Source organism: uncultured Methylovirgula sp. (assembly GCF_947646745.1).
Classification (GTDB): Bacteria; Pseudomonadota; Alphaproteobacteria; order Rhizobiales; family Beijerinckiaceae; genus Methylovirgula.
Window position 1 is genome coordinate 66,757 of the sequence record NZ_CANSHK010000008.1, and the last position, 21,149, is coordinate 87,905.

At 62.8% G+C, this 21,149-nt stretch carries 15 protein-coding genes; 6 read left to right on the top strand and 9 right to left on the bottom strand.

What is annotated here, in order from left to right; genetic code table 11:
• Positions 1 to 197: 197 nt before the first annotated feature.
• The 8 genes from Q0025_RS03875 to Q0025_RS03910 form a co-directional block, all read right to left on the bottom strand.
• Entirely contained in the window at positions 198 to 896 is a 699-nt protein-coding gene (locus Q0025_RS03875) for a response regulator transcription factor (RefSeq protein WP_297296200.1), read from the bottom strand.
• Positions 893 to 3,583, bottom strand: a complete 2,691-nt coding sequence (locus tag Q0025_RS03880; protein ID WP_297296201.1) for a sensor histidine kinase KdpD — start codon at positions 3,581 to 3,583, stop codon at positions 893 to 895. The genes Q0025_RS03875 and Q0025_RS03880 overlap by 4 nt, the downstream gene beginning before the upstream one ends.
• 31 nt (positions 3,584 to 3,614) lie before the next feature.
• Complete coding sequence (locus Q0025_RS03885; RefSeq protein ID WP_297296203.1) at positions 3,615 to 4,220, bottom strand: K(+)-transporting ATPase subunit C; 606 nt, start codon at positions 4,218 to 4,220, stop codon at positions 3,615 to 3,617.
• Positions 4,221 to 4,230: 10 nt separating this feature from the next.
• Positions 4,231 to 6,318: a potassium-transporting ATPase subunit KdpB gene (gene kdpB / locus Q0025_RS03890; RefSeq protein WP_297296205.1), complete on the bottom strand. Its 2,088-nt coding sequence runs from the start codon at positions 6,316 to 6,318 to the stop codon at positions 4,231 to 4,233.
• A 15-nt stretch (positions 6,319 to 6,333) separates the two neighbouring features.
• On the bottom strand, positions 6,334 to 8,061 hold the full coding sequence (kdpA, locus tag Q0025_RS03895; protein ID WP_297296207.1) for a potassium-transporting ATPase subunit KdpA: 1,728 nt from the start codon (positions 8,059 to 8,061) through the stop codon (positions 6,334 to 6,336).
• Positions 8,062 to 8,071: 10 nt separating this feature from the next.
• Positions 8,072 to 8,161, bottom strand: coding sequence for a potassium-transporting ATPase subunit F (locus Q0025_RS03900; RefSeq protein ID WP_297296209.1), 90 nt, complete (start codon positions 8,159 to 8,161; stop codon positions 8,072 to 8,074).
• A 7-nt stretch (positions 8,162 to 8,168) separates the two neighbouring features.
• On the bottom strand, positions 8,169 to 8,447 hold the full coding sequence (locus Q0025_RS03905) for a hypothetical protein (protein WP_297296211.1): 279 nt from the start codon (positions 8,445 to 8,447) through the stop codon (positions 8,169 to 8,171).
• Between the two features lie 67 nt (positions 8,448 to 8,514).
• Complete coding sequence (locus Q0025_RS03910; protein WP_297296213.1) at positions 8,515 to 9,243, bottom strand: Crp/Fnr family transcriptional regulator; 729 nt, start codon at positions 9,241 to 9,243, stop codon at positions 8,515 to 8,517.
• 307 nt (positions 9,244 to 9,550) lie between these two features.
• On the opposite strand from Q0025_RS03910, the gene coxB reads away from it, so the two are divergent.
• The 4 genes from coxB to Q0025_RS03930 are packed head-to-tail and all read left to right on the top strand — an operon-like array spanning position 9,551 to position 13,809.
• Positions 9,551 to 10,753 (top strand): cytochrome c oxidase subunit II, encoded by a 1,203-nt coding sequence (gene coxB, locus Q0025_RS03915; protein WP_297296215.1) that lies wholly within the window; start codon positions 9,551 to 9,553, stop codon positions 10,751 to 10,753.
• Between the two features lie 26 nt (positions 10,754 to 10,779).
• Positions 10,780 to 12,378: a cytochrome c oxidase subunit I gene (gene ctaD, locus Q0025_RS03920; RefSeq protein ID WP_297296217.1), complete on the top strand. Its 1,599-nt coding sequence runs from the start codon at positions 10,780 to 10,782 to the stop codon at positions 12,376 to 12,378.
• Positions 12,375 to 12,962 carry a cytochrome c oxidase assembly protein gene (locus Q0025_RS03925; RefSeq protein WP_297296219.1) on the top strand — a complete coding sequence of 196 codons (588 nt, stop codon included), beginning with the start codon at positions 12,375 to 12,377 and terminating at the stop codon, positions 12,960 to 12,962. Before ctaD ends, Q0025_RS03925 begins: the two co-directional genes overlap by 4 nt.
• Entirely contained in the window at positions 12,952 to 13,809 is an 858-nt protein-coding gene (locus Q0025_RS03930) for a cytochrome c oxidase subunit 3 (RefSeq protein ID WP_297296221.1), read from the top strand. Before Q0025_RS03925 ends, Q0025_RS03930 begins: the two co-directional genes overlap by 11 nt.
• Before the next feature lie 8 nt (positions 13,810 to 13,817).
• Here the strand turns inward: Q0025_RS03930 and Q0025_RS03935 are convergent, their stop codons facing one another.
• The gene (locus tag Q0025_RS03935) at positions 13,818 to 14,936 is read right to left on the bottom strand and encodes a lysylphosphatidylglycerol synthase domain-containing protein (RefSeq protein ID WP_297296223.1); all 1,119 of its coding nucleotides are present in this window, start codon (positions 14,934 to 14,936) and stop codon (positions 13,818 to 13,820) included.
• 381 nt (positions 14,937 to 15,317) lie between these two features.
• Between Q0025_RS03935 and Q0025_RS03940 the strand changes: the two genes are divergently transcribed.
• Together Q0025_RS03940 and Q0025_RS03945 are read left to right on the top strand one after the other, a co-directional pair.
• Entirely contained in the window at positions 15,318 to 20,519 is a 5,202-nt protein-coding gene (locus Q0025_RS03940; RefSeq protein WP_297296224.1) for an alpha-2-macroglobulin, read from the top strand.
• Positions 20,516 to 21,149, top strand: a 634-nt coding sequence (locus Q0025_RS03945; RefSeq protein ID WP_297296226.1) for a transglycosylase domain-containing protein, incomplete at its 3' end; no start/stop codon positions are given. The genes Q0025_RS03940 and Q0025_RS03945, both read left to right, overlap by 4 nt.

Here is a 21,149-nt window from a genome sequence, read left to right on the forward strand (position 1 = left end):
GTTCACCTGTTTTGGCCCAAAATGGGTTGTTATCGTGAACGGTTGGTGAAATTCAGAATTGGTTCCCATCGTACGGGATTATAAAAGCGCAAGTTCGTTACCCAATTCTTCCTTTGGTCGCTCCGACGCGTTGCGGATGTCGGCGCAATCGGATCGGTGGCCAACTTGGCGGGCTCGATGACCGCCTCTCGGCGACCCTAGTCCTGAATGGCGAGACGATAGCCGACGCCGGTTTCGGTGAGGATATGACGGGGGCGCTCGGGGTCGCGTTCGATTTTCTGCCGCAACGCTCGGATGTAGATGCGCAAATATTGGACATCCGAATCGCCGCCCCAGACCTCGCGCAGGATGAAACGATGTGTCAGAACCTTGCCCGCATGGGCGATGAGCAGGCGCAGGACATCGTATTCGCGCGGCGAGAATTTCACCTCTTGGCCGCGCACCGTGATGATGCGCCGGACAAGGTCGGCGGTCAGATCGCCGCTGCGGAAAATCGCCTTTTCGCCCTGCTGCTGCAGCCTATGGCGCTGCGCCGCGCGGACGCGTGCCAATAATTCGTCGATGCCGAACGGCTTGGTGACGTAATCGTCGGCGCCCGCGTCGAGCGCCGCGACCTTCAGCCCCTCGGACTCGCGGCTCGAAAGAACGATGATCGGCAAAGTCTCGCCGGCTTCGCGCAACTGCCGGATAATCTCGAGACCGTCCATGTCGGGCAGGCCGAGATCGAGGACGATGACATCGGCCGCCTTGGCGCGGATCGCCTCAAGCGCGCTGCGGCCGTCCTTGGCTTCCGAAACGACATAGCCTTGCGTTGCGAGACTGGGCCGCAAAAAGCGCAGAATGGCCGGCTCGTCATCGACGACGAGCACGCGGAGCGGCGCAGAGAGCGTGGTCATGCGAGGGCCTCGATTTCGGGCATGGGCGGAACGGGAAGTTTCAACGTGAAGATCGCGCCGCTTCCGTCTGTGCGGTTGGCGGCGGTGATCGTGCCGTGCATGGCTTCGACAAAGCCGCGGCAAATGGCGAGCCCGAGGCCGGTGCCGGCGCGCTGGCGGTCGCCGCGATGGACGCGATAGAACTTGTCAAATATCTGCTCGGCATCGGCCGGAGGAATGCCTTCGCCTTCGTCGGCGACGGTGATCGTCACAAGACCGCCGCTGCGGCGGGCGGTGATCGTGACCTTCGTCCCCGCAGGCGAATATTTGGCGGCATTGTCGAGCAGATTGAAGAGGACTTGTTCCATCAGAACCATGTCTACGGACAGCATCGGCAGGCCCGGCTCGATGGCGATTTCCACCTTGTGGCCGTTCAGGATCTTTTGCGCTCTTTGCAGCGCTGCGCCGACGAGATCGGAAACGTCGATCAAGTCCGTATTGGGTTTCAGCGAGCCGGATTCGAGCCGCGTCATGTCAAGCAGATTGCCGATGAAGCGATTGAGCCGTTCGCCTTCTTCCTGGATCGTCCGCAGCAGGCTTATCCGTACCGGGCGATCGATTTCGTCGCCATGCGCGGCAAGGCTTGTGGCGGAGCCGATGATCGAGGCGAGCGGCGTACGCAGATCATGCGAGATCGAGGTCAGCAAGGCCTGCCGTAGACGGTCGGTCTCTTCCGCAAGCCGCGCTTTTTCGATATCCGCCACAAGATGGACGCGCTCGATCGCAAGCGCCGTCTGGTCGGAGAGCGAGTCGAGGAGACGGCTTTCCTCGGGCCGCAGCAGCGGCCCGTCGCGGTCGGAATCGATACCAATGACGCCGACGGCGCCGCGTCCTGTTCGCATCGGAATAAACAGCCGTTTGGCGCCGGGCAGGGTGTCCGCGCCGCGGCCGGCGGGATGGTTTTTCTCGAAGCTCCATTGCGCGGCGGCGAAATCCGCCTCGTCGAGGCGGTCTTCGGGCGGATAGCCGCCCATCAGTTGAAGCCGCCCCTCGCGCGGCAGCAGCAGCACGACATTCACTTTTAACAGCAGGGCGATTTCATAGACGCTCGCCCAGATCAGATCGTCGAGCGAGGCTGCGCCTGCGAGCTTGCGGCTGAAAAGGTAGAGCTCTTCGGTGACCCGGGCGCGGGCGCGCGCTGCAATGGCCTGGGCGCGCAGCCGGGCGGCGAGATTGCTGGCGATGACCGCGACAATGGCAAAGGCGAAAAGCGCGACGACATTTTCGGGGTCGGCAATCGTGAACGTATAGAGCGGCGGCAGAAAGAAGAAATTGTAAGCCAGAACGCCGGCGAAGGCGGCAAACAAGGACGGAAACAGTCCATAACGTATCGCGCTTGCCAGCACGCCGACGAGGAAGACCAACGCGACGCTCGAAATGCCGAGCGTCTCGCGGAGAAGAAAGGCAAAAAGTCCCGCCGCCGCGACGAAGCCGAGGCTGGCCATATAGGCGCCCCAATCCCATGTCGGGCGGGGCGCCGAGAGCGCAATCCGCTCCGCTCTCCGCGTCGCCGAATCCGCTGTCGCAATATGGATGTTGATGCCGCCCGCGTTCTCGATGAGCTTCTGCGTCATCGACCCGCGGAAAAAGTCGAACCAGCTCGATCGACCCCGCTGCGCGACGAGAATGTGCGTAACGTTATGCGCATGGGCATAATCGAGGATCGTCGCCGCGGCGTCCTCGCCGGGGAGGGTGACGGCGACGCCGCCGAGCCGCGTCGCGAGCTGCATCGCCTCGGCGACGGCGGCGCGCTCCATCTCATCGGCACGCAAATCGCGCGACGTTTCGACATGCAGCGCCGTCCATGGCGCGCGCAGGTATTCGGTGAAGCGGCGTGCCCGGCGCACCAGCGCCGCACCGCCGGCGCCGTCGATCACGACAAGCAAGCGCTCGCCCGCGGCCCAAGGCCCCTCGATCGCATGCGAGCGCATGTAATCGACCATTTGCGCATCGACCCTTTGTGCGGTGCGTCGCAGGGCCAGTTCGCGCAGCGCCGTCAGATTGCCGGGCGAGAAATAATTCTCGATGGCGCGCGTGGCGCGATCGCCGATATAGACCTTGCCTTCGCGCAATCGAGCCAGGAGGTCGTCCGGCGTCAGATCGATGACTTCGATCGCATCGGCATTGTCGACCACCGAATCGGGAACCGTCTCGCGCACCCGCGTATGGGTGATCCGCGCGACGACATCGTTGAGGCTTTCGATGTGCTGGATGTTGACGGTGGTATAGACGTCGATGCCGGCGGCCAGCAGCTCTTCGACGTCGAGATAGCGCTTGGGGTGGCGGCTTTCCGGCGCGTTGGTATGCGCCAGCTCATCGACCAGAACGAGGCAGGGGCGGCGCGCCAGGATTGCGTCGAGATCCATCTCGGTCAGAACGCGTCCTTTATAGACGATGCTGCGCCGAGGGATCATCTCGAGATCGGCAAGGAGCGCCTCGGTCTCGGCGCGGCCATGCGTTTCGACGATGCCCACCACCACGTCCATGCCTTCGCGGCGTTTGGCCTGGGCGGTGAGCAGCATCTCATAGGTCTTGCCGACGCCCGGGGCTGCGCCGAGAAAGATTTTCAGCCGCCCGCGGCTGCCGGTTTCGGCTTCGCGGAGCAGGGCCTCGGGCGAGGGCCGTTTGTCACCTGACGAAATATCCATTCGTGCCGATCATACCCTATCCGGCCCGGGCTCAGGATTTTTTCAGCGCATCGAGGGCCAGATTGAGGTTGAGAACGTTAACATGCGGCTCGCCGATGACGCCGAGAAGCCGGCCTTCGATATGCGCGGTGACGAGGGCTTTGAGCGCATCCTCGGGGAGGTTGCGCGCCTTGGCGACGCGCGGCACCTGGAAATAGGCCGCCGCCGGCGTGATGTCGGGGTCGAGGCCGCTGGCCGAGGTCGTCACCAGGTCGACCGGCACCGGCACTCCCGGATTCTCCTTCTGCAACGTGCCGGCGTCGCCCTGGACGCGCTGAATCAGAGCTTTCGAGGTCGGGCCAAGGTTCGATCCGGTCGAATTGTCGGCCGCATAGGGCACGGCGATGGTCTTGGTCGGATCCTTGGGGTCTGGCTCCGTCGTTACCGAGGGGCGGCCATGGAAATATTCGGCGCTGGTGAAATTCTGTCCGATCAGGGACGAACCGATCACCTTGCCGTCCTCTTCGATCAGGCTGCCATTGGCCTGGTGCGGGAAGAGAACCTGGGCGATCCCGGTCATGCCCAGCGGATAAGCGAGGCCGGTGATGATTGTCATGACGACGATCATCAGGATAGCGGGGCGGATTTGTTTCAACATTGGGGTAACCTCACGCAAGGCCGACGGCGGAAACCGCCATGTCGATGAGCTTGATGCCGATGAACGGTACGATGATGCCGCCAAGGCCGTAGATCAGCAGATTGCGGCGCAGGATATTGGCCGCACCGAGCGGCCGGTAGGTGACGCCTTTCAGCGCCAGCGGCACCAGCGCGATGATGATCAGCGCATTGAAGATAATGGCGGAGAGGATCGCGCTCTGCGGCGAATGCAGGTGCATGACGTTCAGCGCCTGCAATTGCGGATAGAAGGCGATGAACATCGCCGGGATGATGGCGAAATATTTGGCGACGTCGTTGGCGATCGAAAAGGTCGTCAAGGCGCCGCGCGTCATCAGCAATTGCTTGCCGATCTCGACGATCTCAATGAGCTTGGTCGGGTCGCTGTCGAGATCGACCATATTGCCGGCTTCGCGCGCCGCCATCGTGCCCGTGTTCATCGCGACGCCGACATCGGCTTGCGCCAGCGCCGGCGCGTCATTGGTGCCGTCGCCGCACATGGCGACGAGTTTGCCCTGCGCCTGTTCATTGCGGATGAGCTTCAGCTTGGTTTCCGGCGTCGCTTGGGCAAGAAAGTCATCGACGCCCGCTTCGGCCGCAATCGCCGCAGCGGTCAGCGGATTGTCGCCGGTGATCATCACCGTACGGATGCCCATCCGGCGTAGTTCCTGGAATCGCTCCTGGATGCCGCCCTTGATAATGTCCTTCAAATGGATGACGCCGAGCAGGCGCCCATCCTTGGCGACGGCAAGCGGCGTTGCGCCCGCCTTGGCGATCTCGTCGGACTTGGCGGTCAGTTCGCGCACCGCCGCTCCGATGTCGGCCTTGGTCTCGCCGCGGACATAGGCGATCACGGCATCGACCGCGCCCTTGCGGATCGAGCCTTCGCCGCTGTCGATGCCGCTGATGCGGGTCTGCGCCGAGAAGGGGATGAACTTGGCTTGCAGCGTCGAGAGATCGCGGCCGCGAATGCCTTGTTTCTCCTTGGCGAGAACGACGATCGAGCGGCCCTCCGGCGTTTCGTCGGAGAGCGAGGCGAGCTGCGCCGCGTTGGCGAGCTCCGCCTCGGTCACGCCGGTGAGCGGAATGAAGGCCGTCGCCTGGCGATTGCCGAGCGTGATCGTGCCGGTCTTGTCGAGCAGCAGGGTATCGACGTCGCCGGCGGCTTCGACGGCGCGGCCGGACATGGCCAGCACTTTGAAGCGCACGAGGCGATCCATGCCGGCGATGCCGATGGCCGAGAGCAGCGCGCCGATCGTCGTCGGGATCAAGGTCACGAACAGCGCGACCAGTACCAGAACGCTGGTCGAGCCGCTGGCATAGGAGGCGAAGCTCGGGATCGTCGCGACGGCAAAGACGAAGATGATCGTCAGGCCGGCGAGCAGGATGTTGAGCGCGATTTCGTTCGGCGTCTTCTGCCGCTCGGCGCCTTCGACGAGCGCGATCATGCGATCGAGAAAGGTCGAGCCTTGCGCCGCGGTGATCTTGACCTTCACCCAGTCGGAGATGACCAGCGTACCGCCGGTGACGGCCGAACGGTCGCCGCCGCTTTCGCGGATGACCGGCGCCGATTCACCCGTGATCGCCGATTCGTCGACCGAGGCGACGCCCTCGATCACGTCGCCATCGCTCGGGATGAGATCGCCGGCTTCGACGAGGACGATGTCGCCGGGTTTCAGCGAGACCGCGGGGACCGAGCGCCAAGCCGCGCCCTTCTGCTCGGTTTCGCCCGCCGCGCGCAGCAGCTTGGCATTGGCTTCCGTCTTGCTGCGCCGGAGCGTCGCCGCCTGCGCCTTGCCGCGGCCTTCGGCCACCGCTTCGGCAAAATTGGCGAAGAGCACGGTGAACCACAGCCAGAGGATGATCTGGAAGGCAAAGCCGTAATGGCCATGCCCCATGACCAAATCACGGATGAAGAGCACCGTCGTCAGCGTCGCAACGACCTCGACCGTGAACATCACCGGGTTACGGATCAGCAGGCGCGGATCGAGCTTCTTGAACGAATCGCCGATGGCGGTGATGAGGATCTGCGGATCGGCCGTGCCGGTCGCGGGCAGCCTCGTGCGCGTTAATTGGTCCATTGCTTGCCTCTTGAATTAATAGAGCGTGCCGGCGTGCATCGCGAGGTTTTCGACGATCGGTCCGAGCGCAACAGCGGGGAAGTAGATGAGGCCACCGGTGATCAGGATGACGCCGATGAGTAGGCCGACGAAGAGACCGCTGTCGGTCGGGAACGTGCCTGCCGAGGCCGGCACGATCTTCTTCGCCGCGAGCGAACCGGCGATCGCCAGCATCGGCGCAATCATCAGGAAGCGGCCGATGAACATGGCAAGACCGAGGGTCGAGTTATAGAACGGCGTATTGGCCGAGATGCCTGCAAAGGCACTGCCGTTGTTGCCCGTCGCCGACGTATAGGCATAGAGAATCTCGCTGAAGCCGTGCGGCCCCGCATTGGCCGGTCCGGCGAGACCCGCCGGCAGCACCGTCGCGAGCGCCGAAAAGCCGAGGATCGAGAACGGCAGGATGAGAATGGCGAGCATCGCCATTTTCACTTCCTTCGCGTCGATCTTCTTGCCGAGATATTCCGGCGTGCGGCCGACCATCAGTCCGGCGATGAAGACGGCAAGGACGGCGAAGATCAGCATGCCGTAGAGGCCTGAGCCGACGCCGCCGAAGATGATCTCGCCCAGCATGATGTTGACCATCGGCACGAGGCCGGCAAGCGGCATCAGGCTGTCATGCATCGTATTGACCGCGCCGCAGGAGGCATCCGTCGTCACGGTGGTGAAGAGCGCGGAATTGGCGATGCCGAAGCGCACTTCTTTGCCTTCCATATTGCCGCCCGCCTGTAGAGCCGAGGCCGTCTGGTCGACATGCAGCGCGGCGAAGGCCGGATTGCCGCCCGCCTCGTAATGGTAGACGGTCGCGACGCCGGTGAGATAAAGGAGGCCCATCACGGCGAAGATCGCCCAGCCTTGGCGCTGATTGCCGACCATGCGCCCGAAGACATTGGTCAGCGGCGCGCCGAGCGAGAAGATCAGCACCATCTCGACGAAGTTCGTCAGCGCATTCGGGTTTTCGTAAGGATGCGCCGAATTGGTGTTGAAGAAGCCGCCTCCGTTGGTGCCCATCATCTTGATGACTTCTTGCGAAGCGACCGGCCCCTGCGCGATGACTTGCTTGGCGCCTTCGAGCGTCGTCACCGTCGTATAGGGGTTTAGGTTTTGCGGCATCCCCTGCCAGACGAAGAACAGACCGACGACGATCGAGGCCGGCAGCAGAATGTAGAGCGTGCAGCGGGTCAGATCGATCCAGAAATTGCCGATCGACTGCGCCGAGCGCCGCGAGAAGCCGCGGATCAGCGCTACGGCGAGCGCGATGCCCGTCGCCGCGGAAACGAAATTATGCACCGTCAACCCGGCCATCTGCGTGAGATAGCTCATGGTCGTTTCCGGCACATAGGATTGCCAGTTGGTGTTGGTGACGAAGCTCACCGAGGTGTTGAAGGCGAGACTCTGTTCGACCGCGCTCTGGCCTTGCGGATTGAACGGCAGGACGCCTTGCAGCCGCTGAATGGCATAAAGGGCAACGAAGCCCGCGGCGCTGAAAAAGGCCATGGCGATCGCATAGGTCACCCAATGCTGCTCTTCGGCTTCGTTGACGCCGCAGATTGCATAGACCGCGCGCTCGATGGGGCGCAGGATCGGCGAGAGAAAGGTCCGTTCGCCCGAAAAGACGCTCGTCATGTAGAAGCCGACCGGCTTCGTCAGCGCGATGATCACGATCGAATAAAGCGCGATCTGAATCCATCCGTTCACAGTCATTGCAGGACTCCTAGAACCGCTCGGGACGGACGAGCGCGTAAACGAGGTAGGCGAGGATGAAGATGACGGCGAGGCCGCCGAGGGCGTAATCGAGGATCATGTTCGGCTCACAATCTGTCGCAGGCGTAGACGTAAAGCGTGAGAACCAGGAACGCGGCTATCCCGATCGCGAGGTAAAGAATGTCGAACATCGAAAAATCTCCATGGCGGCGCAGGCGATGATCGCAGACGATTGGGCTTCCTGACGCTGCGATCTGCCCGCTTGGCCTACGGAGCAGGATGTGGCCGAAAAGAAATAAAGGATCGAGCGGTCTTCGCAGGTGCGGAAATATAAATTCCATATAAGCCTGCGCCACCGGGGACGACAAAACCTTGACGCCGATCAAAGCCGCATTCGGGACGGCGTTTAATGTGAAGAAGCGAACTCAGAATTCTCGATAAACGCGATGGCGCTCAGCCGGCCGGCGGCGCGGCCGGAAGCAGGGCGACATTGGCGAGAGTTTGCTCGTCGTGCACGGTCAAGCGTTCGCGGGTGAGCGAGATCAGGCCTTCGCGACGGAGGCTGCCCAGCGTGCGGCTGGCGTGCGTGACCGTTATGCCGAGAGCGTCTGCGACGTGCGCAAGGCTCAATGGAAAGGGGACGGTGTTACCCTCGACGTAGCCACGTTTTTTGAGTTCGCCGAACAGCAAGAGCAACAGCCAAGCCGTCCGCTCTTGCGAATTGCGCTGGTTGATTTCGGCCAGCCGGGCTTCGTTGCGAATGAGACCCGCGGCGCAGGTGACCTCGATACGCCGCAGAATTGCTTTCGCGGCTTGCGCCTCGCGGTCGATATCCTTCAATGCGAAGGTGCAGAGCGCCGTCTCGGTGAGCGCATGCACCGTATAGGGCAGATACGGCACGAGCAGCAGCGGCAAAAGGATCGGATCGCCCGGCAACAAAAATTCGAGAATCTGCCGCCGGCCGTTGGGAAGAACCGTAAAGCGGAAAGCCCAGCCTTCGCGTAGGATATGCACCTGGCCGCCCGCATTGCCTTGATGATAAATCGAACGGCCCTTGCGGCAGATGTGGATGCCGGCGCCGTCGTGCGCAATCGTGGTCTGCTTGCCGGATGCCTTGCAGAATTCACGCAGCACGCATTGCGTGCAGACGCGGAGCAATTGCAAATTCCCGAGATTGTTCATGTCGTCTCCGTCGCCTGAGCCTCGCAGAATCGAAACGGCCCACGGCGCAGGCCGCGAGCTTTAGCGCTTCTTGCATTTTGTCATCAAACAAAATCCATGCCTTGCGCGACCGATGCCGGACATTCGCGCGCCGGAGCTTCTTTACAGCGGCGCGGCGGCGCCGACTTTGCGAAATGTCAAACTCATTAGTCGAATGCGCGCTGCCACCTGTCGCACTGGTCTTGCCGGGCGCGGCGTGGGATTGAGAGTTAACTTCCTCCTAGGAAGTGTTGGAAACGCCAGTCCCGCAAAGGGCATTCGAAGCTCAATGATCAAGCAGCGGAAATTGATTCTAGGATCGACGTGCCTGACGCTCGTTCCGCAACTCGCCTTCGCCCGCAATCCCTTCGAGTTCCAAACACCGGTGACGCCGATTGCGCGTGAGACGCTTTATGTCCACGATCTTTTTCTGACGATTATCGCGGTTCTCTTTTCGGTCGGTTTCGGCTTTCTTCTCTTTTCGGTCATCCGTTACCGGGCGAGCCGCGGCCATCGGCCCGCATTGTTCTCGGCGCCGCGGACGCCGCTGCAATGGGCGCTGTCGGCGCTGCCGATCCTCACCCTCGTCGTCATCGATTATATCGTGATGGGCATTCCCGCCTATCACGCGGTGCTCACTCTCGCCAATACCCGCGAGGATGCGGCTCTCGTCGTCAAAGTGACGGGCAGCCAATGGCGTTGGCGCTATGATTATCCCGATCAGGGCATTTCCTTCATCAGCAATCTGTCGACATCGCAGGAGCAGCGCGACAGCGGCGCGCCGACAGATCCGAATTATCTTCTCGAAGTCGATAAGCCGCTCGTCCTGCCGGTCGGCAAGAAAGTGCGCGTGCTGCTCACCTCGACCGATGTGATCCACGCCTGGTGGATTCCATCCTTCGGCATCAAGCAGGACGCCGTGCCCGGGTTCCTGCGCGAAACCTGGGTGAAGATCGACCGGCCTGGGATCTATCGCGGCCAATGCGCCGAGCTTTGCGGCGTCGGCCATGGCTTCATGCCGATCGTCGTCGAGGCGAAGGCGCAGCCGGACTTCGACAAATGGCTTGCCGATGCGCAGACGGCTGCAGCACAGGCCGCCGCGGTCACGACGCTGAGCAAGCCCGAGCTCCTCAAGCGCGGCCAGCAGGATTACGCCACTTATTGCGCACTCTGCCATCAGCCGACAGGGCTCGGCATGCCGGGCGCCATTCCGCCGATCGCTGGCGGCAAGCCGTTCACCGCGCCGCCGGCCATGACCGATCTTCTCGTTCAGCGCGGCTTCTACAACGCCGGCAAGATCGTCGTCGGCCCGGTGGCGCGCCATATCGACATCGTGCTCAAGGGCATTCCCGGTACGCCCATGCCCGCTTTCGGGACGCAATTGGGCGATGCCGATATCGCAGCTCTCGTGACCTACGAGCGTAATAGTTTCGGCAATCAGACCGGCGACGTCGTCCAGCCTTCGGCCGTGAAGGCGGCGCGCGCGAAATAATCAGGTGCCTAAAAAGGAAAAAGCCAATGAGCAGCGCCATTACGGATTTCGGTCATCACGATGCTCACGGCGAGCCGCGCGGCCTGCTGCGCTGGCTGACGACGACCAATCATAAGGACATCGGCATCCTTTACATGCTGTTCGGGCTGACGATGTTTTTGCTCGGCGGCTTCTTCGCCGAGCTGATCCGCGGCCAGCTCATCCATCCGGCCAATCATCTGCTGACACCGGAACTCTATAATCAGGTCATCACCTTGCATGGCCTCGTCATGGTTTTCGGTGCGCTGATGCCGGTGACCGCCGGCTTCGCCAATTACCTCGTTCCGCTGATGATCGGTGCGCCGGACATGGCGCTGCCGCGGCTCAATAACTGGGGCTTTTGGTTGCTGCCGCCTGCGGCGATCGTCCTCGTTCTTCCCTTCGTCCTCAAGCTGATCGGCATCGGCAACGGCCCCGTCGATACCGGCTGGACCATGTATGCGCCGTTGTCGGTGCAGGGCGGCCCCGGCGTCGATTTCGCGATCTTTGCGATCTTCCTGCTCGGTGCCTCATCGCTGATGGCCTCGATCAACATCGTCGTAACGATTTTCAATCTGCGCGCGCCGGGCATGACGCTGATGCAAATGCCGCTCTTCGTCTGGAGCTGGCTGATGACCTCGTTCCTGCTGATCGCGGTCTTTCCGGCGCTGATCGCCGGCAGCGCCATGCTCCTCGCCGATCGGCATTTCGGTACACACTTCTTCAGCGCCGCCGGCGGCGGCGATCCGGTGCTGTGGGAGCACCTTTTCTGGTTCTTCGGCCATCCCGAGGTTTACATCCTTCTGTTCCCGACTGCCGGCATCATGTCGCACATCTTGCCGACCTTCGCGCGCAAGCCCGTCTTCGGCTATCGCGCCCAGGTTTATTCCTATTGGGCGATCGCGGCCTTGTCGGTGGTGGTCTGGGCGCACCACATGTTCACCTCCGGCATGCCGGTCGCCGGCCAGCTTTATTTCATGTATTCGACGATGCTGATTTCGGTGCCGCTCGGTGTGCTTTTCTTTTGCTGGATGGGCACGATCTGGCAGGGGGCGCTGAGCTTCGAGACACCGATGCTCTTTGCGCTCGGCTACATCGTCCTCTTCGGCATCGGCGGCCTGACCGGCCTCGTCCTCGCCGATGCCGTCGCCGACCAGCAATATCACAACAGCTTCTTCCTCGTAGCGCATTTCCACTATGCGCTGTTCGGCGGTCCGATCATGGGCGTCATTGCCGGCGTCTATTACTGGCTGCCGAAGATGACCGGGCGCATGTACAGCGAGCGTCTCGGAAAATGGCATTTCTGGCTGACGATGATCGGCTTCAACATCACCTTCATGTCGCAGTTCTTTCTCGGCGTCGCCGGCATGCCGCGCCGCATCCCGGACTATGCGCTGCAATTCGCGCCGTTGAATATGGTCTCGAGTCTCGGCGCCTTTCTGCTTGGCGCGTCGCAATTGCTGCTCGTCTATAACATCGCCCGCGCCGCGGCGGGCTACGGCAAGCCGGCGACAAATGAGGTCTGGGACGGCGCGCAAGGCCTCGAATTCACGCTGCCGTCGCCGCCGCCGCATCACACCTTCGAAGAACAGCCGGTCGTCACATGAGCGAGGCAAGCCGCGCCGCGAGGATCATGACGCAGCGCGCCGCGAACCGGCGGCTCGCCTTTGCCTTGCTCTTTGTCGCCCTGGGCTTCCTCGGCTTCGGCTTCGGGCTCGTGCCGCTTTATAATTCGTTCTGTCAGATCACCGGCCTCAACGGCAAGACGGGCGAGGCGACAGCGCGGCCCGCGGGCGGCGTCGATCTGTCCCGCACCGTCACGGTCGAATTCACCAGCACGGTGATGCCCGGCTTGCCCTGGCGATTCGAGCCCATGGTGCGGCGGCTGCGCATTCACCCCGGCGAGCCTGCGAATGCAGCCTATCTCGCCGTCAATCTCGGCGGTACGCGGCGCGACGGCCAGGCCATTATGAGCGTCAGTCCTGAGCAGGCGGCGACGCATTTCAAGAAGATCGAATGTTTCTGCTACCACAAGCAGGCGCTCGATCCGCAGCAAACGCGTCTCATGCCGATCGTCTTCTTTGTGAGCCGCGATCTGCCGCAGGAAATTTCCACGATAACCGTGTCCTATTCGGCTTTTCCGGTGACGGAAGAGGTCGCTTTGAGGGGAGAGAACCGACGTGAGCGCTGATATCGCCGCAACCCGCCGCTACTTCGTTCCACGGCCGAGCCCTTACCCCGCGCTCATGTCGTTCTCAATCATGCTGCTCGCGATCGGGCTCGGTCTCGCCGTCAACGGCTATCCCGCCGGCCGCTGGTTCACCGGCATTGGCCTGCTGTCGATCCTCTTTGCGCTGGTACGCTGGATCGGCAATGTCATCGCCGAGAGCCAGGGCGGCTTTTATCATCATTGGGAAGACCGTTCGTTCCGCCTCGGCATGATTTGGTTCATCATTTCCGAAGTGGTGCTGTTCGCGACACTGTTCGGCGTCTTGTTCTACGAGCGCGAAGTGTCGCTGCCCTGGCTCGCTTCGCTCGATGCGCATTTCACGCCCTGGCCGCATTTCGCCGGCGCATGGCCCTCCGCCGGACCGGCCGGCAAGAGCTTTTCGACCGTCAATCCCTGGGGCATTCCGGCGATCAACACGCTGCTCCTCGTCAGTTCCGGCGCGACGGTGACGCGAGCGCATTATTGGCTGCGGCGCGACCATCGCGCGGCACTCGTTTTTTGGCTCGGTTTGACGATCGCTCTCGGCGCGATCTTCTTGGTTCTGCAGGCGCATGAATTCTATGAGGCCTATACCGAGCTTGGCCTGACGCTTGGCTCGGGCGTCTATGGCGCGACCTTTTTCGCGCTGACCGGATTACACGGATTCCACGTCACCGTCGGCGTCGTCATGCTGTCGGCGCTACTCGTGCGCATCTTTCGCGGCCATTTCGATGCTAGGCATCACTTCGCCTTCGAGGCGGTGAGCTGGTATTGGCACTTCGTCGACGTTGTCTGGCTGCTGCTGTTCGTCTTCGTCTACTGGCTTTAGGCGGCGCTTCACTCCGCGTCTTTATCGGCGTTTGCGGCGCTGGCGCGCCGCATCGCCTCGCGCAAATCAGACCAGCGGCGGCCGCCTTCGTTGGCGCCGAGCAGCGCGAAGGCCAGGATAAAGGGGATCAAATAATAAATGATCCGGAAAAGCAGCAGCGAGGCGAGCAGCCCTTCTTGCGACGGCACCGGCAAAAATTTCAACATCGTCGCTTCGAAGACGCCGATGCCGCCCGGCGCATAGCTCGCGATACCGAGCGCGCAGGCGAAGACATAGACGGCGGCGAAGGTGAAGAAATCGATGCCGCGCGGCTCCGGCAACAGGGCATAAAGGACGCCGGCGGCGGCGCAGAGATCGATGACGCTCAGCACGATCTGCGCCAGCGTCAGTTTGAATCCCGGCAGTTCGAGCTTGAAGCCTTGGATGCGCGTCCAGCGATGTTCGACCGAAACCCAGATCAGATAGACGATGAGCGCGCCGATCGCGCCGACGCCGATCAGTATGTTGAGCTGCAGCTCCAAATGATCGAGCTGGCTGATCATCGCGGCGCGGAACAGCAGGCTAATGCCAAGGATCAGTGCCATGCCGAGCCAATAGGTGACGCCGGCGATGATCGTGAGGCTGGCGATTTTTGCCGGCGAGACGCCGGCCTGTGAATAGATCCAGAACCGCACGGTTCCCGCGGTGATCAGCGGAAAACCGAGCGTAAAACAGATCGCGTAGCTCGTGAAGGATGCAAGCGCGGTCGTCGCATACGGCACCTTCTGGCGCAATTGCAGCAGCGCCACGCCATCGTAGCCGGTCAGCGCGAGAAATGAGATCGCCGTCAAGCCGACGGCGGCGAGAATTTGGCTGTTTTCCGTGGCATCGAAGGCGGCGCGCAATTGGGCGGGATTGATATGCGCGAGCGTGTGGATGAGGACGAAGATGGCGAGCGCCGCGATCCCCAGGCTAAAGGAGGCGCCGACATAAGTCGCGATCCGGCGGCGGCGCTTGTGATCATGGCCGCCGTGGTCGGCCGAAAAGCTCGCGAGCCATGAGCGCAGATTGGGCTTGCGCGGCAGACCGCCTCCCAGACCCCGCTGCCTCTTCGTGCGCTCCGGGCGAACTTCCTCGTCAATTGCCATTCATCTTTCCGTCACGCCATCCTTTGGGTTGGCGGTTTATGTGGGGCGAATGCGTCTGGCGCAAGGCTCCCTATTGCCCCAGGCATTTGCCGGGCGTGCGCGGGCGGCATCCGGTCACGGGTCGCATTGCGCATAAAATCTTCATCCAGGCTAAAGCTTTGACGTAAATAAGTTTATTAACGGAAATAAGAAGCTCGGTCGCAATTTCCAACGGGGATGCGCGGTTGCTTCTTGCCAATTCGCGCAGTCCGTTGCGAAATCACCACATTATTTTGGCATCGATAAGCGATGCAGCAAGCGGGGCGCTGCGCTGGCCGAGCGAATCGGCGCGACGCTCCGGCTTTAGGCGCTCTTCGGAGTCTGGAACCAAGGGGAGCAATCATGCGCGCCATCGCCGCCCTGTTTTGTTTGGTTCTGGTTTTTGCGGGCGGCCGTGCCCACGCCCTGCAAAGCGATTACAAAAATGCCGATCTTGCGAGTGATGCGGTGCGGCTCGCCGCCCAGGCCGCGCAGGACGGCGATGATCTGAAAGATCAGGCGCCAGACGCCTTGCGCCAAGCCGCAGCGGCTGCCTTGGCCAAAGGCGATTCAAAGAGCATGCTTCATGCGATCGCCGGTTTGATCGCGATCAATCCCGACGATTCGGCAGCTTGGCTCGCTTATTCGCAAGCTGAAATCGCCGCGGGCAAGACGGACGATATTCTGCAAGCGGCGACGACCGCCGCCTATCTCGCTTATCTCAAGGCAGCCGACAAGTCGCAAGCCGCTTCGGCGCTGACGCAGCTTGGCACTGTCTTCGCCCAGCGCGAACTCTGGCGCCCGTCGCTCAACGCCTATCGCGCCAGCCTCGGCCTCGCCGAGGACGCCGCCACCCGCGCCGTCTATCAAAAAGAGCGCGAGACTTACGGCTTTCGCATTCTCGACTATAAGGTCGACAAGGATTCGGCTTCGCCGCGCGCCTGCTTCCAATTCTCCGAATCTCTGGCCGCCGGGCGCATCGATTTTGCCTCTTATGTCAGCGTCGCCGGCATCGACCGGCCGGCCGTCTCGACCGACGATCAGCAGATTTGCGTTGACGGCCTGCAGCACGGCATGCGCTACAAGATCGCGTTGCGCCAAGGCTTGCCGTCAGCCGTCGGCGAAGCGCTGCTGCGCACTGCGACCTACAATATTTACGTGCGCGATCGCGCGCCGCAGGTGCATTTCACCGGCAAAAATTATGTGTTGCCGCGCGTCGGCCAGCAAGGCATTCCGGTTGTCTCGGTCAACGTAAAAAAAGTCGCCGTGCAAATTTTGCGTGTCGGTGACCGCAGCCTGCTGCCGGTCATCAGTTCGAGCGATTTCCTCTCGCAGCTTTCGAGCTACCGGCTGCAGCAGTTCAAGGACAGCGATGCGCGCAAGATCTGGAAGGGCACGCTCGATGTCGCGAATGTGCTCAACAAGGATGTGACGACCGCATTCCCTGTCCTTGAAGCGGTGGGCGCGCTGGAGGCCGGCGTCTATATCATGACGGCCAAGCCCGGCGACGGGCTCAAGCCGTCGGATCAGGACGATGATGCCGACGTTGCGACGCAATGGTTCATTGTCTCCGATCTCGGCCTCACGGCTCTTTCGAGCCGCGACGGACTGCATGTCTTCGTCCGTTCGCTGACGACGGCCAAGCCGCTTGCCGGCATTTCGTTGCGTCTCGTCGCACGCGACAACGAAGTGCTTGCCGTCAAGCCGAGCGATGCCAACGGCTACGTGCGTTTCGAGCCGGGGCTGTCGCGCGGCACCGGCGGCCTGGCGCCGGGTCTCGTCGTCGCCGAGGACGGCAAGGGCGATTACGGCTTTCTTAATATGCAGCAGAGCGCGTTTGATCTCACCGACCGCGGCGTCGCCGGCCGCGATGTGACGCAGTCGCTCGATGCGCAGGTCTTCACCGAGCGCGGCGTCTATCGTTCGGGCGAGACCGTCTATGTCACCGCGCTGCTGCGCGATGCCAAAGGCGTCGCAAAGGAAGGCGTGCCGCTGACGCTCGTCGCCAGGCGCCCGGATGGCGTCGAATACAAACGCGTGCTGATTGCGGATCAGGGCGCCGGCGGGCGCAGCTATGGGCTCGCTCTGCTGCCGTCGAGCGCGAGCGGCACTTGGCGTGTGCAGGCCTATGTCGATCCGAAGGGCGCGCCGGTCGGCGAGACGACCTTCCTCGTCGAAGATTATGTGCCGGAACGGCTCGATTTCACGTTGAAGCCGGCCGAGACGCAGGTGCGCGCCGGCGATACGACCACAATCGACACCAATGCGCGCTATCTTTACGGCGCGCCGGGCGCCGATCTCGATGTCAGCGGTGCGGTGACGGTCGAGGCGGCGGGAAACCACGGGCTGCCGGTTCTGCAAGGCTACGAAGCGGGGTTGCAGGACCAGAGCTTCGAAGCCGTCAGCAAGGACTTGCCGACGATCGTGACGACGGACGCAAAGGGCGACGCCACGATCGACGTGCCGATCCCCGATGCCGCAGCGACGCAGCCGCTCGAAGCGAAGATCGTTCTGCGCGTCGGCGAGCCAGGCGGCCGCGCGGTCGAGCGCAGCCTGACACTGCCGATCCTGCCGAAGGGCGGCCTTATCGGCGTGAAGAAGGATTTTACCTCGCTGGGTGATGGCGATATCGCCAATTTCGATGTCATCGCCATCAATGCGACTGCGGCACGCGTCGCGCGCAAGGGCGTCGCCTGGTCGCTCTATCGGCTGACGACCGATTACCAATGGTACAATCAGGACGGCCATTGGGATTTCGAGACGGTAAAATCTTCGCGCCGCGTCGCGACGGGGACGCTTGATCTCTCGGCGGATGAGGCCGGAAAGATTTCGGCGCCGGTCGAACTCGGCGACTATCGCCTCGATCTGACGAGCGCCGATCCGAACGATGCGCCGACCAGCGTCACCTTCGGCGTCGGCTGGTCGGGCGAGGCGACGGCCGATGCGCCCGATCTGCTTCAGATGACTCTCGATAAGAAGGATTACGCGCCGGGCGAGGCGATGAAGATCAAGATCGTCTCGCGCTTTGCCGGCACGGCGACGATCGCGATCCTCAACGATCAACTGAATTATTCGTCGCTCGTCGATCTGAAGAAGGGCGACAACAGCGTCAGCGTGCCGGTCAGCGCCGATTGGGGCGCCGGCGCTTATGCGGTCGCTTTTGCGCATCGGCCGCTCGATCAGGCGGCGCAGCGCAATCCCGGCCGGGCGCTCGGGCTCGCTTGGTTCAGCGTTGCCGCCGCGAGCCACAAGCTCGGTATCGCCTTCGGCACGCCCGACAAGCTGCGGCCGCATCAGCATATCAGCGTGCCGATCACGCTCGCGGGCCTCGCCCCGGGCGAAGAGGCCTATGTCACGCTGGCCGCCGTCGATGTCGGCATTCTTAACCTGACGCATTATCAGACGCCGGACCCGAGCAATTATTTCTATGGCCAGCGCACGCTCGCATCGGAAATTCGCGATCTCTATGGCTTCCTCATCGATGGCATGCTCGGCACGCCCGGCGCGATCCGCTCCGGCGGCGATGCGGGCGGCGAGTTTCAAGGCAACAAGCCGACCGAGGCGCCGCTCGCGCTCTTCTCCGGCGTGGTGAAGGTCGGACCGGACGGCACGGCGCAGGTGGGCTTCGATCTGCCGCCCTTCAATGGCCCGATGCGGCTTGCGGCGATCGCCTGGACGGCGAAGAAGGTCGGCAGCGCCAGCGCCGATATCATCGTCCGCGATCCTGTCGTGGTGCAGCCGACACTGCCGCGTTTCCTCGCCTTCAAGGATCATTCGCAGCTCTATCTGCAGATCGATAACGTCGAAGGCGCGCCCGGGCTCTATGCCTACGATGTCACGGCCGGCGGGCCGGTGACTGTGGCAGGGCACGCCCATGGTGCACTGCGGCTCGGAGCAGGCCAGCGCACATCATTGTCCGTGCCGATCGTCGGCGCCGGCATCGGCGAGGCAAGCATCGTCTTGAAGATGCACGGCCCGAAGTTCTCCACCGAACGCACTCTCGCGCTCAATGTCGAGGCGGGGACGCCGAATATCTATCGCCGTATCGTCCGGCAGCTGGCGCCGGGCGGCTCCTTCCTCGTGACGAAGGATGTGACCGCGGAATTCCTGCCCGGCACCGGCCGCGTCTCTGCCGCCGTGGCCAGTCTCTCCGGCATCAATGCGGCGGGGATTCTGCAATCGCTCGCCGATTATCCGTTCGAATGTTCGGAGCAGCTCGTCAGCCGCACCATGCCGCTGCTTTACGTCAGCAAGCTCGCCGACCCGCAGGCGCTCGCCTTCGACGTCGGCATCGCCGATCGCGTCAATCGCGCCATTTCGCTCCTACTGGCGCGGCAGGATTCGAGCGGCGCCTTCGGGCTGTGGTCGGCGGACAGTGCCGACGATTCCTGGCTTGATGCTTTTGTCACCGATTTTCTGACGCGGGCGCGCGAGGAAAATTACGACGTGCCGCAGCCGGCCTTTGAACAAGCGCTCGATCGTCTGCGCAATTATGTCGCCAATACCAGCGAGGTCGAAGCCGGGCAGGCGCCGGCGCTCGCTTATGCGATCTATGTCCTCGCCCGCAACGGCAGGCCGGTGATGGAGGATTTACGCTATCTCGCCGATACGCAGCTTGCCGTCTTTCGGACGCCGCTGGCGCGGGCGCAGATCGCCGCAGCGCTCGCTCTGCTTGGCGACCGCGGCCGGGCGGAAAAAGTCTTCGCGGCGGCGAGCGCAACGCTCCAGCACGTCAACGACGACGACGCGCTCGCGCGTACCGATTTCGGCTCCCGCCTGCGCGACGGCGCGGGCCTCCTGACGCTCGCGGTCGAAGGCGGGGCCGACAGTGCGCAGATCAATCAAGCGGTGCAGGTCGTCGAAAATGCCCGTGACGCCATCAGCTACACCAGCACGCAGGAAGAATCCTGGATGGCGCTTGCCGCCGAAGCGCTTGCGGCGCGCGACGCGTCGATCTCGCTTGGCATCGACGGCACGACGCATAGCGGCGCGTTTTATCGGACCTGGCTCGCTGCGAGCCTGGCCGCCGCGCCGGTCAAACTCGCCAATCAGGGCTCGCAGCCGGTCAATCTGGCCTTGACGACCACCGGCAATCCGATCGTGCCGGAGCCGGCGGCGGGGCAGGGCTACACGATCGAGCGCGGCTATTATTCGCTCGATGGGACCCCGATCGATCCGACGAAGATCAAGCAGAACGACCGCCTCGTCATCACCCTGAAAGTGACCGAAAGCGCCGCCGCCTATTCGCACCTCGTCCTTTCCGATCCCTTGCCGGCGGGACTCGAGATCGACAATCCGGATCTTTACGACGGCGGCGATGTCGATGCGCTCTCGTGGGTCAAGAGCGACGTGCAGCCGATCCATACCGAATATCGCGACGACCGCTTCGTTGCGGCCTTCGATCGCGACGGCCAGTCGGCGGCGACCTTCGCCGTCGCCTATATCGTCCGTGCCGTCACCCCCGGCCATTATGTGGCGCCGGCGGCGACGATCGAGGATATGTATCGCCCGCAGCGCTACGCCCGCACCGAGACCGGCGCGGTCACGATCTCGGCTGCGAAATGAAGCTGCGGCGCTGGCTGATCTTTTTCGGCGCCGCGCTGCTCATCGCAGGCTTCAGCCTTTCGTGGGCTTGGGATGATTATTTCGCGAGCCTCAATCCGCTCGATCTGACCGTCGCCGAGCGCACCTCGCCGGTGGTGCTCGATCGCGACGGCAAATTGCTGCGCGCCTTCACCATGACGGACGGGCGCTGGCGCCTGCCGGTCACCGCGCAAGAGGTCGATCAGCGCTTCGTCGCCATGCTCCTCGCCTACGAGGATCAACGCTTCTACGCGCATCACGGCGTCGATGCCGAGGCGCTCGCCCGCGCCGCACTGCAATTTGCGACCCGCGGGCATATCATTTCAGGCGGCTCGACATTGACCATGCAGGTCGCGCGGCTGCTCGAACCGCGCAAGGAGAAATCGATCGCCGCGAAAGTGCGCCAGATGGCGCGCGCGCTGCAGCTTGAATCGCAATATGCCAAACCGGTCATCCTCAATCTCTATCTCGTCCTCGCGCCCTATGGCGGCAATATCGAGGGCGTGCGCGCCGCGAGCCTCGCTTATTTCGGCAAGGAGCCGAAGCGGCTCAGCATTGCCGAAGCGGCGCTGCTCGTGGCCGCCGCCCAGGGCGGCTTTGGCCCGGAGCGCC

Coding starts and splice junctions, on each gene's coding strand:
- Q0025_RS03875 (WP_297296200.1), bottom strand. CDS start 896: ATGACCACGCTCTCTGCGCCGCTCCGCGTGCTCGTCGTCGATGACGAG.
- Q0025_RS03880 (WP_297296201.1), bottom strand. CDS start 3,583: ATGGATATTTCGTCAGGTGACAAACGGCCCTCGCCCGAGGCCCTGCTC.
- Q0025_RS03885 (WP_297296203.1), bottom strand. CDS start 4,220: ATGTTGAAACAAATCCGCCCCGCTATCCTGATGATCGTCGTCATGACA.
- kdpB (WP_297296205.1), bottom strand. CDS start 6,318: ATGGACCAATTAACGCGCACGAGGCTGCCCGCGACCGGCACGGCCGAT.
- kdpA (WP_297296207.1), bottom strand. CDS start 8,061: ATGACTGTGAACGGATGGATTCAGATCGCGCTTTATTCGATCGTGATC.
- Q0025_RS03900 (WP_297296209.1), bottom strand. CDS start 8,161: ATGATCCTCGATTACGCCCTCGGCGGCCTCGCCGTCATCTTCATCCTC.
- Q0025_RS03910 (WP_297296213.1), bottom strand. CDS start 9,243: ATGAACAATCTCGGGAATTTGCAATTGCTCCGCGTCTGCACGCAATGC.
- coxB (WP_297296215.1), top strand. CDS start 9,551: ATGATCAAGCAGCGGAAATTGATTCTAGGATCGACGTGCCTGACGCTC.
- ctaD (WP_297296217.1), top strand. CDS start 10,780: ATGAGCAGCGCCATTACGGATTTCGGTCATCACGATGCTCACGGCGAG.
- Q0025_RS03925 (WP_297296219.1), top strand. CDS start 12,375: ATGAGCGAGGCAAGCCGCGCCGCGAGGATCATGACGCAGCGCGCCGCG.
- Q0025_RS03935 (WP_297296223.1), bottom strand. CDS start 14,936: ATGGCAATTGACGAGGAAGTTCGCCCGGAGCGCACGAAGAGGCAGCGG.
- Q0025_RS03940 (WP_297296224.1), top strand. CDS start 15,318: ATGCGCGCCATCGCCGCCCTGTTTTGTTTGGTTCTGGTTTTTGCGGGC.